General features: G+C 32.7%; 13 protein-coding genes. 7 read left to right on the forward strand and 6 right to left on the reverse strand.

From position 1 onward, the window contains the following. The first annotated feature begins 65 nt into the window (after positions 1 to 65). Positions 66 to 2,510: a TonB-dependent receptor gene (locus FGL31_RS13440; RefSeq protein ID WP_138092151.1), complete on the forward strand. Its 2,445-nt coding sequence runs from the start codon at positions 66 to 68 to the stop codon at positions 2,508 to 2,510. On the opposite strand, the gene FGL31_RS13445 is transcribed toward FGL31_RS13440, so the two are convergent. Beyond that, positions 2,507 to 3,325, reverse strand: coding sequence for an AraC family transcriptional regulator (locus FGL31_RS13445; protein WP_138092153.1), 819 nt, complete (start codon positions 3,323 to 3,325; stop codon positions 2,507 to 2,509). The genes FGL31_RS13440 and FGL31_RS13445 overlap by 4 nt on opposite strands. A 108-nt stretch (positions 3,326 to 3,433) precedes the next feature. Between FGL31_RS13445 and FGL31_RS13450 the strand changes: the two genes are divergently transcribed. Then, a complete protein-coding gene (locus FGL31_RS13450) occupies positions 3,434 to 4,435 on the forward strand; it encodes a hypothetical protein (protein WP_138092155.1) in 1,002 nt (333 codons plus the stop codon). A 23-nt stretch (positions 4,436 to 4,458) separates the two neighbouring features. Here FGL31_RS13450 and FGL31_RS13455 read toward each other — a convergent pair whose 3' ends face one another. The 4 genes from FGL31_RS13455 to FGL31_RS25820 all read right to left on the reverse strand — a co-directional run bounded on the left by FGL31_RS13455 (position 4,459) and on the right by FGL31_RS25820 (position 7,433). Continuing rightward, complete coding sequence (locus tag FGL31_RS13455) at positions 4,459 to 5,130, reverse strand: ankyrin repeat domain-containing protein (RefSeq protein ID WP_138092157.1); 672 nt, start codon at positions 5,128 to 5,130, stop codon at positions 4,459 to 4,461. A gap of 2 nt (positions 5,131 to 5,132) precedes the next feature. After that, on the reverse strand, positions 5,133 to 6,464 hold the full coding sequence (locus FGL31_RS13460; protein WP_138092159.1) for an amidohydrolase: 1,332 nt from the start codon (positions 6,462 to 6,464) through the stop codon (positions 5,133 to 5,135). 104 nt (positions 6,465 to 6,568) lie between these two features. After that, positions 6,569 to 6,934 (reverse strand): helix-turn-helix domain-containing protein, encoded by a 366-nt coding sequence (locus FGL31_RS25815; protein ID WP_232046750.1) that lies wholly within the window; start codon positions 6,932 to 6,934, stop codon positions 6,569 to 6,571. Further along, positions 6,927 to 7,433, reverse strand: coding sequence for an AraC family ligand binding domain-containing protein (locus FGL31_RS25820; RefSeq protein WP_232046751.1), 507 nt, complete (start codon positions 7,431 to 7,433; stop codon positions 6,927 to 6,929). The genes FGL31_RS25815 and FGL31_RS25820 overlap by 8 nt, the downstream gene beginning before the upstream one ends. 339 nt (positions 7,434 to 7,772) lie before the next feature. Between FGL31_RS25820 and FGL31_RS29940 the strand changes: the two genes are divergently transcribed. Then, the gene (locus FGL31_RS29940; protein ID WP_394366191.1) at positions 7,773 to 8,279 is read left to right on the forward strand and encodes a CPBP family intramembrane glutamic endopeptidase; all 507 of its coding nucleotides are present in this window, start codon (positions 7,773 to 7,775) and stop codon (positions 8,277 to 8,279) included. Positions 8,280 to 8,289: 10 nt separating this feature from the next. Here the strand turns inward: FGL31_RS29940 and FGL31_RS13475 are convergent, their stop codons facing one another. After that, positions 8,290 to 9,405, reverse strand: coding sequence for an acyltransferase family protein (locus FGL31_RS13475; RefSeq protein ID WP_138092161.1), 1,116 nt, complete (start codon positions 9,403 to 9,405; stop codon positions 8,290 to 8,292). 221 nt (positions 9,406 to 9,626) lie between these two features. Between FGL31_RS13475 and FGL31_RS13480 the strand changes: the two genes are divergently transcribed. From FGL31_RS13480 to FGL31_RS13495, 4 genes are all read left to right on the forward strand, one after another. Further along, on the forward strand, positions 9,627 to 10,328 hold the full coding sequence (locus tag FGL31_RS13480) for an ABC transporter ATP-binding protein (protein ID WP_138092163.1): 702 nt from the start codon (positions 9,627 to 9,629) through the stop codon (positions 10,326 to 10,328). A gap of 94 nt (positions 10,329 to 10,422) precedes the next feature. Continuing rightward, positions 10,423 to 11,262: an HlyD family secretion protein gene (locus FGL31_RS13485; RefSeq protein ID WP_171017677.1), complete on the forward strand. Its 840-nt coding sequence runs from the start codon at positions 10,423 to 10,425 to the stop codon at positions 11,260 to 11,262. Between the two features lies 1 nt (position 11,263). Then, entirely contained in the window at positions 11,264 to 12,397 is a 1,134-nt protein-coding gene (locus FGL31_RS13490; protein ID WP_099370103.1) for an ABC transporter permease, read from the forward strand. Between the two features lie 2 nt (positions 12,398 to 12,399). Continuing rightward, complete coding sequence (locus FGL31_RS13495) at positions 12,400 to 13,674, forward strand: TolC family protein (protein ID WP_138092167.1); 1,275 nt, start codon at positions 12,400 to 12,402, stop codon at positions 13,672 to 13,674. Positions 13,675 to 13,787 lie beyond the last annotated feature (113 nt).

Below are 13,787 nucleotides of genomic sequence, written 5' to 3' on the forward strand. Positions count from 1 at the left end.
GTATAATTATCAACAAAATCAAGGAAAGAATTAATCTTTTATATTTTTGGAGAAAACTTAGACCATTGAAAAAGTATTATTTATTACTCTGTTTATTATTAACGATTCAATCAGTTATTGCTCAGAAGGCTAATTTAACAGGTACTGTTAAGGATTCTCTTACAAATTCCTTGATTTCTTATGCCAGTATAGGAATTCTGGATAATTCGAATAATGTTGTTGACGGCATGATTACGGATGATTCTGGAAAATTTTCATTTCATAATCTGGGATCAGGTAAATACTTTTTGAGCATCAAATTTATAGGTTACAACCAGAAGTTGGTGCCTATAGAGATCCAAAATCAGAAATCTTTGGACTTAGGTACAATTTTGATAAGTCCATCCAAAAATGTGCTTGAGCAAGTAACAGTGACAGGTAATATTGCTTCTCAGCAACATAGCAGTGATAGGCAAACATATCAGGCGAGTCAATATAAAAATGCTGTTGGGGGTACTGCGTTAGACGTTGTCAAGAATCTTCCTTCAGCATCGGTTGATGCAAGCGGTAATATCAGTATGCGAGGGAATACGGGGATTATTGTTTTGATTAATGGGAAACCATCTTTTTTGGATCCTTCGACTATTTTAAGTCAGATTGCTGCCAATGATGTTACGGAGGTTGAATATATTACAAGTCCTACAGCACAATTTGATCCTGATGGCAAAGGTGGAATAATTAATTTGAAGACCAGGAAGTCATCGACCAATGGTTTTGCCTGGACCTTAAATTTACAAGGTGGTCTACCAAGTATTGATGATTACGATAATTTGGAAAGTCAAAAAAGGTTTGGTGGTGATATAGCTTTCCAATATAAAAAGGATAAGCTAGAACTTAACGGCTCTGCAAATTATCTTAGAAACGACAATGCCGGTTTTCGAGATGGTGATGTTAATACAATAATTGGTGATAGACAAACATTTTTCCCATCTAAGGGCGAACGGAGTTTTGATAAATATAATTTTGGCGCACGTCTGAATGCAGGTTATGAATTCACAGATAAGCATTCTGTAAATTTAGGGTTATTGGCTTCAAGGAAATTTCAGGATCGGATAGCTGATATTTATTACAACAACAGAACTATTAAACGATCAACTGGAGAAGAAATATCTAGAACGAATTATTTTAACCCTAATCTTCAAAACAAGCAAGGAGAATTCTATTTATTGGACTTTTCTTATTTATATAAAATAAATAAATCCCACTCTCTTCAATTAGGTGCTATCTATGAATTTGCTAATATTTATGGATCAACAAGAAATGCCAATATTGAGAATCAAAATGATACTATTCAATTTACTCATAATACTTATACGAATCCCTTACATGGATTAAGATTATCGATTCAACATCAATGGAAATTAGCTAACGCGGATATTCTTACTGGCTATCAATTGAGAAATGACAGACAGAAGGGTAATTTTGAGTATTATTCGACGGAAAATGGAAATGGGAAATTGGAGTTAGTTCCTGAATTTACGGGCAAACTAAATGCTACGAACCGTGTTCATGCATTATTCACGCAATATGACAGAAAATTTGAAAGGACTCAATTATCCTTAGGACTGAGGTATGAGTATTATGAGCGAGATGTTTTGTTATTGAATACCAACCAAGAGTTTCCTTATTCCATTCATCAACTATATCCGACTTTTAATTTGATGCATGATTTAGGTTCTGGTTATTCATGGAAGGTTGCCGCCTCAAGAAGGGTTCAAAGGAACAACAATTTTGAACTTAATCCAATTCCAGAACGGGAGCACTCAGAAACACTGGAGCAAGGAGATCCTGAATTATTACCTGAGTTTATCACTAATGTGGAAACGGGTTTTGTAAAGAAATTAAAAGCAGGCAGTGTATTCATGAATGCTTATTATCAACACAGCAAAAATCCAATTCAAAGGGTTAACTCCGTATATGCTGATACCATACTACATCGGGTTTTTACGAATGCAGATTATTCATCTAGAATAGGTGTTGAATTAGGTGGAGAAGGCAAGCCATTATCATGGCTTAAAGTAAATGGAGGTGTTAATTTGTATAATTTTAAGATTTCTGGCCAGGTGTTGGACTATTTGGAAACAAGAAATAATCAGGATCTAGTTTATTCACTTAATGCAGGCATTCAAGCAGACTTATCAAAAAATTGGAGCACTGGATTACAAGTAAATTATCTTTCGGAAAGACCTACGGTCCAAGGTTATGATTCTAGATTTTTAACTCCTCACTTTAACTTGAGCAAAGGTTTTATGAATGGTGCCATAACGGCGCAACTACAATGGCAGTTTATTGAGCTTGGAAATTGGGGCGTGAATGAGCAAAGGATTACTACCTCTGCAGAAGATTTCTACACTACAACGAACTATATTTATGAGAAGAACGTCTTCTTAATAAATTTGAATTTTAATCTCCATAAACTGAATCAAATTTTAAAATTACCTAAGAGTGAGTTTGGTGAGAAAGAATTTTAATGCTGATTTTTTTTAAATTCTGATGGTGTCACTCCTGAATATCTTTTAAAATATTTAGAAAAATTCGATTTATCAGAAAAGCCAAGTTGGAATGCTATTTCAGAGATTGAATTTGAAGTATAAAATAGCAATCTCTTTGCTTCTTTTATGATATATCCAGCCAAAACTTCCGAAGCGGTTAAGTTTGTATTCTTCCTACAAGAAGCATTTAAATTCTGGGGGCTTGTATTCAATAGTGATGCATAATAAGCCACGTGATTCAACACCCGCGGGTTTTCATTCAATAATTCACAGAAATTTGCATAAAGATTATTCTGTGAGGTTTTCGATTTTTTTAAAAGATCTGTTGATTCTAATGCTTTTGCGAGGAGAGCCTTCAATAATCCTTCTTGGGATGTTTTGTTTTTTTCGAATTCAAGAATGCTGAGTATGCTTTCAAAGAAAATGGAATCTTTTAAATAAATAGTATCGAATTCTATCAATTCATCAAGAAGTTTTGCTAGTTCAAAGTCTAAACTTTGGTCAACAAACAACTTCTTCAGTAAAACAACATAGCCTTTTACTGGATTTTCTAATTCCCAATGGTGTACATTATCCTTTCTAATTATTAATAAGCATGGAGTTTTGACAACACTTTCCCTCCCATCAACATAATGTTTTCCGTTTGTGGAAGATAAAAATACAACCTCCAAATATCCATTATGTTTATGTGGTTTTGTGACTATCTTATTTTGATCAAATGCAGCAACTTTTAGGAGACGCTGAGTTTCTAATTTATTTTTTACTTCAATTATTTTTGAGTTTTTTGAATTCATCAGCCATTTTATTTTACAATTTTCCTATGCAAATTTATTTATTTTGATGTAGATAAAATCTTCAATAACATACTAACTTAGAGCAACAAACCAATTAATAAATTATCCATGAAAATCGTTAAGACTCTCATTTTCCTCACCCTATTTATAGTAGGTAATTCATACTTCAATCAAGTTTTTTCGCAGGAAATAAATTCAACAGAGGAGAATGAAGAAATAATATTCTACCCTTATTGGGAGAAAGATGATCATTTTGTCTATGAGGTAACCAGGGTCAAAAGTAAAAGCTCTAAAAATAATCCCCCCAAGATTGATTCTAGTGTTTATACAGTTGATTTAACTGTTCTTGATACCTTAAACGAAGAATATTTATTAAAATGGAATATTGATTATCAATATTTAAGTAATGAAATTCCTTCTGAAATAAGGGCAGAGATCAAGGAATTATTAGATTTAGAAATAATATATAAGGCTGATATATTGGGAAATTTTATTGGTATTGAGAATTGGGAAGTTCTTTCAGGTCAGATGAAAAATTACATGATAAAACTAACGAAGCTTATAGCGGAAAAATCTGGACAGTCTGATGATATTTTAGAGAGTATGGAAAAGTTCTTTTCGACAATTACATCAAAGGAATCATTGGAGTATTTTATATTCAAAGAAATTCCAACTTTTCATTCTTTATATGATATCAGTTTACCCATTTCTGAACCTTTAGTATATGAAAATGAGGGTCCCACTCCTTTTTCTAAGAATTTACAGAAGTTTAACACGAAAATCTCTTTGCTAAATATTGACGAAGAAAATGGGTTATGCATTCTTAAGGAAGAAACAGAGATGGAACAAGAAAGCATGAAAACAATAATGAATGATTTCGTTAAAGAAAATTTCAACAGTTTTTCAGATGAAAAAGAATTTGATGAAGCTTTAAAATTGATCAAATTAAATATCAGTAAAAGTAAAACTCAATCTATAAATTATAACGATGGGATAATTCATAATTTAATTTATGAAACGAGTACTTCCATAGATTTACCTGAAAATAATCAAGTAGAGAATGAAACTATTAAAATAAGACTGATACCTACTTCACAAGATAAACATTGATAATTCATTGAAATAGAGATTCATTATTCTTGAATGATCTTTACTATTTCATCGAAGCCTCTATTTTTGGCATGTTGAAGTGGTGTTACGCCATCTTTATCGGGTATATCCATTTTAGAGCCTGCATCTTTCAAAATCTGTACAATTTCTTGATATTTTTTACTGCCGTCTCCAAGAACTATGGCTTCCATTAATGCTGTCCAACCTAATCTATTGACGTGATCAATTGGGTAACCTTTGGTATTTGCTAATAATCTAACAGTTTCAACATGGCCACGCTCACAAGCCGGTATTAATGCTGATCCATTGTAACGATTGAACACATCAAATCTAGCACCGTTTTCTAAGAACAGCTTTAACATTTCTGTCTGACCAGTTGCCCCCGCGTAAAGGAATGGGCTATCAAGGTTATCAGCTTGTTGGTTAACATTTGCTTTGAACTGAACCAACAACTTGGCCATTTCCAAATCCTTGTTAATAGTCGCTATAAGAAGTAAATTTCTGCCATTTGCATCCGTGGTATTTACATTTTCTCCTGATGTCAGCTTAGCTTTTACATCATTTAATTTCTTATTTTCAACTAATGATATCATACTTTCTTGATTAGGGTTTTCCATTTCATTTTGTTCAACGGTGGTTGAATGACATGCTGTGGTACTAGCGAATAATGCAAATACTAAGATTAATTCTTTCATAATTAATAAACTAGATTTCCTTTAAAAATTAATGATTCAACTGGGGATATTCTCGAAACAGCTTCAGCAGAACAAGAAGCATCCACTAAAACTAAATTAGCCTCATCTCCCACTTTTGGCCATTGTTGATTTCCGTTTTCGTCGAGTGGCGTTATTCCAGCAGTTGCTAATTTAAGCATACTTGCTAATCCTTTTTCGGAAGAAAAGCCATATAATTGGGCGGCTAAATTGGCTTTTTGAAGCACACTCCCAGAACCAAAGGTATTCCAATGATCAATTATACTATCATTACCAACTAACACTTCCACCCCTTTTTTCATTAAGATTGGGATCGGCATTACCAAATTTCCAAATGGAACCGTTGATACAATTCCCACTTTAGAATTTGATAGTTTTTCAGCTAATTCTTCTTGTTTATTCTTATCAATATTACCTAATGCAAAACAATGGCTGATATATGTCTTCCCTTTCAATGTGGAATTTTCATTTACTTTGTCAATTATATATTCTATCGTTTTTATTCCAGACTCACCCGATTCATGTAAATGAATATCAATTCCCTTATTATTATCCAAAGCCAACTGTACTGTAAAGTCTATTGTTTTTTCAATTGCACCATCAATACTGGATGGATCAAGTCCACCAATAAAGTCGATGTCCATTTTAGCTGCTTCTTTTAAATAAGGTACTGTATCTGTGTAGAAAACACCATGTTGAGGAAATGCTACCAATTCTGCTCCAAAACCTGATTTCTTATTTTCAAGGGCAACTTGGAGGTTTTTTAAGGAATCTAGTTTAGAGGTGGGTTCAATATTGACATGACTTCTAGCAAAGTTGGTTCCTTTAGACTGCAGTAATTCAATCAGTTCTTCAGCTTTATGCGTTGAGGTTTTCAACAATTCGGGCATGATTTCCTGTTCCAATTTAATCATGCCTTTTACCCCACCTGTTCTTCTTCTTACTGCTTGCCACTTATCGCCATAATAAGTTTTATCTAAATGAATGTGCATGTCTTTAAAAGAAGGCAACATCAGTAATCCTTTGCCATCAATTGCATTGGGAACATTAGAGTTGGGACCAATGCTTTTTATTTTACCCTCTTCTATTTCAATAGTAAACAAATCAGTCTTTGTTCCGATAATTTTATCATTGCTGTAGTCAAAACCAGTTTCTAATCTTACATTATTGATTACCATTTTATTGAAGTTTAATTTATCAGTATTATCCATTTGTTCTTTCAAGTTTGTATCAGCCATCAAAGCTTGAGGTGATAGTGCTATCCCCGCAAATCCTAATACTGAATTCTTGAGAAAATCCTTTCTAGATATATTCATTTAATTCTTTTATTAATAGTTCGACAGTATTATTAATCTATAACACAAAATTATACAGACTAGTTGTGTTAATCTTGGTTATTTTCTGCCAAAACTTGTATATTTTATAACTTTTTTCTGAATTGGGTTGGAGTGAAACCAGTTTGGGATTTAAAGAAATTAGAGAAATGGGCATGATCATAAAATCCGAGTTCAAAAGCAATTTCTTTAATAGTATTTTGTGAAGTATATAATAACCGCTTGGCTTCAACGGTAATTCTTTGTTGGATAAGCTTATTTGCAGAAATTTTCAAATTCCTTTGAGATAATATATTGAGATAATTAGCAGTTATATTTAGTTGATCTGCATAAAATGCAATTGACTTTTCTTTCTTGTAATATTTATCAATAAGCCAATTGAATTTCACCAGTTTTGGATTAGCTTGATAGACTTTAAATTCTTCACTTTGGTTTTCAACAACTTTACTCACGATGGCAGCAAATAACACCTGATCTAGCAGAAATTAACTGATCGACTGGATTTTCATCTAGCAGCTCAGACCGTATTGCATTAAATTCATACAATAATTGCGTGTAATTATTATGATCTAAAGAAATCACAGGATGGTTTTGGTAGTTTGTAAAAGAGAATCGAAAAGCAGGTGCAAATTGTTCTAAGAAAGTGCTTTCAATCATCAATTGATATGCTTTAGTTTCCTTATTAATGTGCCATTTATGGATTTGCCCAGGAAATAGAACATGAACTTCATTATCACCTATTGTATAGTCCACAGAATCAATATTATGTACCCCCGATCCCTTATCAAATAGGATAATGATAAAAAAATCATGTTTATGGGGTTTATGAATAATGTTCTCTCCAATGATTTCATTGAATATCAATTCTTCTTTTCCGGCGATTTGTTTTGTACGGAATTCATGGATATCTAGCGTAGGAACAGCTATATTTTCGCTTGAACGGTTAAGCATCTTATATTATTATAAGCTAAATTTAATCATTAAGATTTATAATGTTGAATACAAAAATTTTAGCTTTCTAATGTTATGAATAAGTTACCATTTAAATTTTATATGCTATTATTAATGGAATAACTATAATTTTAACAACCTATTATTAACAAGAATTTCATATAATTAATAATGTATCCAAATTTTAAAATTGTAGTTGACAGAAACAGTACTATTAATAAGAGACTAATAATTTATTCACCATTTATTATTATTGTAGTCAACATTTTGGTTGCAATTTTATTTGGGAGTATAATTGGCAAGTGGGCATTTATTCCAATAATATTAGTTGAATGGTTGATGTTTTTGCTGTTTATTCATTTTCAGAAAAAAGATCATGAGCACAAGAAATGGTTAAAAAGCAGCATTGGAAAGAGTAAAGCGTTTTGGGCCACACTTTGTATTATCATTGGGCTTATACCCTTACCTATATTTTTGAAGCATTATCATTTGCTTGCAGACCTCACGGTTTTTATCCCATGGTTTATCCTATTCATGATAAATCCGTTTTTAGAAGAATATTATTGGCGCGGGGTATTACTTGATCAAACCAAATTTTGGAATCCTACAATCTCGGTATTATATAGCAGTATACTTTTTTCGGTAAATCATGCTGTTTTTGGGATAAATTCCGAATTATTTAGAGGTTACGAAGTAATGGCTTCAACATTTATTATGGGTCTAGTTTGGTCCATTACGTATAAACGAACAGATACTTTAAGATGGGTTATTCTATCCCACATGTTGGTAGACTTTCTAAACTTATCTTCTGCATCCTTCTTAGATCTATATAAGCCAAATTTTTAGCAGAAGGAATTTAAATCTTTATAAAGATTCTTCTATAATATAGAATAATAAGGATAAGGAGAACAATTGAATAATTACCTATTGTAAGAATCAAATCTGAATAATTTGGATAGTATGCTTCAATTCCATAGGTAAGTGAATGGACAAGACTTCGAAAATCGATTATAGAAGCCAATACATATGCAACTATAGAATTCATTCCATAAATTTTCAGCCATCTAAAAGGTTTGGCGAAATTTCTGACATCAATTATATAGTAAAAAATTGCCATCAGTAAGATACAGATTCCACCAGAAAACAGAGTCATACTACCTGTCCAAATCTTCTTGATTATAGGTTGTTGATATTGCCAAATCAAACTCACAATAATGCAAACTACCCCTGCTACAACAAGTTTAATAGTAGTTCCATTAGGATCTTTGTCTTTTCCATCTTTTATTAACTTACCAGTCAGGCAGCCCATCAAGACCGTAACTATAAATGTAAGTGATGACCAAATCCAAGTATATTGGTAACTTTCAGAAAAAATCCATTCATCACCTTGCCATTTCACTCCATCCATAAAATTTTGCAAGAACATCTTGTCTATATAAAGTGCAAAATTATAATTAGGGTCGTAGCCACCCCAAGTTGACATGGGGATAGAATATATAATCAATAAAGTCAGGCCTAATCCTATAAGCTTTTTAAAATTGAGATATAAATATGCTATTGAAGTAATTAAATAGCCTGTAGCTATAGCTTGAAGCGTATTTGAATAGAGTCTTAGAATCTGCCAATCAAATGCTAACAAATTCCCTTGTACCACCATTCCTAATATCCATAAAATCAAAAACCTTCTGACGATATGTCTATAAACTTCCGGAGAATCGTTTCCAATTTTCTTGTCTAATGAAAAAGGTATTGTAATCCCTGTCATAAACAGGAACAAAGGCATAATTAGATCCCACAAACGAAAACCTTCCCATGATTCGTGTTCAAATTGATATAGAAGAGCGTGATATGAAGAATTATCCCAGATATTTCCAATTGCCATTAATATTGGTTGAAGAAAGACTAATAAAAACAAATCTAAACCTCTCAAAATATCTAATGATTCAAGTCTTTGCGTAGGATAGGTTTTCATAATTTATTGTTTTAACTCATCATCTTGATAATGAAGAATATTTATAAATATTTATTCACTAGGTTGATTGATGAATTTGTAAAAAGGTCAGTTGATACTATATTCTTGTTCAATATAGTTCTTTTTCGATGTTTTGCTGGCATAATATGTTAAAAAAATAGTTTTCATGGCTTGCCTTTGGTAATTTTCTTGGTTAACTTTAGAGACTAAGCTAGAAAAACATGTCTGAAGAAATTGTCCGATTAGAGAGTGTAGATAAAATATATAAGACCGGAGATACTAGCATCACTGCCTTAGCAGAAACCACAATAGGTTTTGAATCAAATAAGCTAACATTAATCATGGGTCCTTCTGGATCTGGAAAAACTACTCTCCTTTCCATTATTGGATGTGTTATCTATCCTAGCCATGGTAAAGTATTTTACAAGGACAAAGAGGTAACAAAACTTTCGGAAAACAAATTAGCAGATTTAAGACTTCATGATATTGGATTTGTCTTTCAACAATTCAATTTATTAGAGCCATTAACAGCATTAGAAAACGTGATGCAACCTTTACTTCTTCAATCTGTTTCAAAAAAGGAGGCCAAGGAGAAGGCTTTGAAGGCATTAGAAGCAGTAAATCTTTCTGATCGCATTCACAACCTTCCAAAAAAACTAAGCGGAGGTCAAAAACAACGTGTTTCTATTGCACGAGCATTGGTTACAAATCCGACTATGATTTTATGTGACGAGCCTACTGCATCTTTAGATGCAAAAAGTGCTGCAATCATCATGGAGGAACTCAAAGATCTTGCAAGAGAAGGAAAGGCAGTAATCATAGTGACACACGATCTAAGATTAAGGAAGTTTGCAGATAAAATTATATATGTTGAAGAAGGCAAAGTATCAAATAGCATTCAGAATGAGGAAGATTATAAATAGTTTTAAGTTAGCCAGTTGGATTATTATTTCAATTTGTGTTTCCAGTTGCAATAATGGGAGCAAAAATGATTCGGCTGACAAAAAAGTTGACTCTTTGCCTGCTATAAATAATATCATTGCCATTGGAAAGGTAGTACCTGCTGATGGTTGGATCAAAATAAGCAGTCCTATCAATGGAATAATTGACGAATTACTGGTAAAAGAAGGCGATGAAGTTAAAAATGGACAAGTTCTTTTTAGATTAAAAGAAAATACTGCAGGTATTGATGTATCTCAAGCGCAGGCTCAACTGGAAAATCTACAAGCTTCTCGCCAGGCAAATCAAAAAGAATTAGAAAAAGAGGAAATTCTATTGGCTGAATTAAAGTCTAAATATGAGACCTCTCAAAAACTATTTGACAGAAATGCTGAAACCAAAGAAACCGTTGAAACAGATTTGTCAAATTATAAACAACAAATTCAAAAAATTGCAAGTCTTAGGGACCAATTGAAAGCTAATAGATTATCAGAGAAGGAACAATCCTTATTGGTAGAAAAAAGCAAAAAAGAATTGAATGACTACACTGTTATCGCTCCTGAGAATGGCATAATTACTGACTTGAACGTGGAGGTTGGACAATTTGTTAATGGCACTGATGATTTAGGGAATATGATTGATAACACTAAAAGTGTTGTTGATGCTGAAGTTGATGAATTATTTGCCGACAGTGTGAGAATTGGTCAGTTAGTTGAAATCACGTCTGTTGGAAAAACGAATATAATTGGCAAAGGAAAGATAATATATGTCAGTCCAACTTTAGTAAATAAATCTATTTTATTTGAATCTGCGAATGAGGCGGAAGACAGAAGGGTTCGTAGAATAAAAATAGAACCGGATAGTAGCACTAACCTTTTGATCAATTCTAAAGTGGAATGTAGAATATTAATAAACTAAAATGCTTGGATTAGCCTGGAAATTCATAAAATTTGATCGTGCGAAAAGCTTTGGTATTATCACAGCTATCGTAATTAGTGTTTTTCTAATTGGACAGCAGCTGAGTTTATTATTTTTTCTGATGGGCTTAATGGGGAACTTGGTTAACAATGCTCCCATTGAAAAAGATGAAATTTGGATCATTGAGTCTCAAAGCAAGAATGTTAATTCTATTAATATGATTGATCAGCGTTCTGTTCAGGAAATTGCGAGCCTTCCTGGTATTTCAAGGACCATACCTGTGATATTAGCACCTGCCCAGGCTACATTCTTGGACGGAAAAACTGCAGCCATAACTCTAGTAGGCACTCCTGCTCCAGAATTTTTAATGGGCCCTATTCAATCTAGAATTGATAGTGGCAGTATAAAAGACTTAATGCAGCCGTATTCTGTCAGTGCTGAGTATTTTAACGCCCGAAGTTGGGAAACAGATTTATATTTAAATAAACCTATTGAAATCAACGGGAAAAGTGCTAAAGTGAGTGTTATAACGAAAAATGCGCAAGCTTTCGGTGCAAGTTTTATGTATAGTAATCTTGAAAACGCTAGGTTTTTCGGAAATTTTCCAACAAACAAAGTCAGCCTAATTATTGGGAAATTAAATGCTCAGGGAGATAAGGAAACAGTTATCAATATGATAAACAATAATTTTCCAAACCTTCGGGCATGGGATGCTAATAAACTAAAATCATCCACAGTTAAGGAGATTTTAATCTCTTCAAACATGGGTATGAGTTTTGGCACATTGGTCGTCTTTGCGATGATCTCTGGATTCTTTATTATAGGTTTAACACTTTACTCTTCAGCTCTTGATCGAATTAAAGATTATGGAACTTTGAAAGCAATTGGTGCCAAGAACAAATTTGTAAATCGGTTAATTATCGCACAAGCATTTTTGTATGCTACTATCGGTTATGTTCTTGCTATGTTATTGATTTATGGTTTTAAGTTTGGAGTTGAAAAAAGCGGGCTTAATATAAATGTTTCTTTGCCGTTCGCTTTATTTTTATTGTTTGTTACCATGCTTATTTCAATCGGCGGATCATTATTTGCAGTTAGAAAAATATCAAAATTAGAACCCGCATCAGTTTTTTAAAAATGAAACATATATTCCGAATTATATCTGTTCTTATCATTAGCATTAATTATGCTAACGGGCAATCGTTAAGTATAAAGGAATTGTGGACTCAGATTGATAAAGCAGCAAATATACAAGGGAAGAAATTAAATGTTGATTTACAAAAGGAGCAATTAAAGGTTCGAAATTCTGAAAGATTACCGGTTATTTATGGTGACATCAATCTGCAAAGGAACCTGATTATACCCACAACGCCCGTACCTGCGATTGCTTTTGATCCTAATGCTCCCGAGGGAGCAATATTACCTTTAAAATTCTCTACGAAATGGAATTCTAAGGCTGGAGTCCAATTAGAATGGGATTTATTCAATCCTACTAGGAAAAACAATATTGAAGAAGACAGGATCGCATTAGAAAAATCGATAGTCGAAGAGTCAATTGAAAGAGAGAATTGGAAAACTAACGCCACCCTAGCATATTCTTCAATTGTTCTAGCGACAGAACAATACAAGGCATCTTTATTGGACAGTACACTATATGCAGAAATAAATGCTGTCAATAAAGAACGATTTGAAGCAGGAAGAGGTAAATCCGAGGACTATATTCTTTCCCAGCAAGAATTAGAGAGAAAAAGAATTAGGATACATGAAGCTTGGGAAGTGTTGGAAAATGCTAATTTAGAATTAAACAGATATTATTCATTAGATACTATTGCAGTAATCACGAGCAATATTGAAGATATCGTAGCAGAATTAGAGGACATAGATAATAATGATTATGAACAACAATTAATCAAATTGGATCAAACTTTATCTCAAGTACAATTATCTGGTTTAAAAAGACAGTTATTACCTACCATTTCATTCAATGCATATTTTGGCAGCCAATTTTTCAGTAATGAGTTCAACATCATTGATAAAAGCAATTGGTATGGTTACAGTTATGCAAGCCTTGGTTTGAAAATCCCCATTTCAGCTTATTTTAGCAGTATACCCTCCTTGAAAAAAGCCAAGCTTAATGAGGAAATATTCAATACACAACTTGATGATCAAACGTTACAGGACAAAATTGATGGTCAACAAAAATCTAATAAAATAAAATCAGCCAAGGAGAAGATTGAAAGGCTAAAGAGGATTTTAGTTTTATCAGAACAAAATAAAGATGAAAAATTAGCCATGTACCAAAATGGCAGGATATTGCTAAATGAGTTCAATTTGGCCAATAGTGATTATATAAAAGCCCAGCAAGATATCTGGCAAGCAAAATATGATTTAATCAATATTATTTTAGAATAATACTCAAGACAATCAAGTATAAAAGATTAGTTAATATTTTGTAATCAACATTTTATTTCTAATTTAGACTAAGGCTATTAATTAAGGGGAGCCGCATCTAACCATTTATTAAT

The organism is Sphingobacterium daejeonense, assembly GCF_901472535.1.
Taxonomy (GTDB): Bacteria; Bacteroidota; Bacteroidia; order Sphingobacteriales; family Sphingobacteriaceae; genus Sphingobacterium; species Sphingobacterium daejeonense.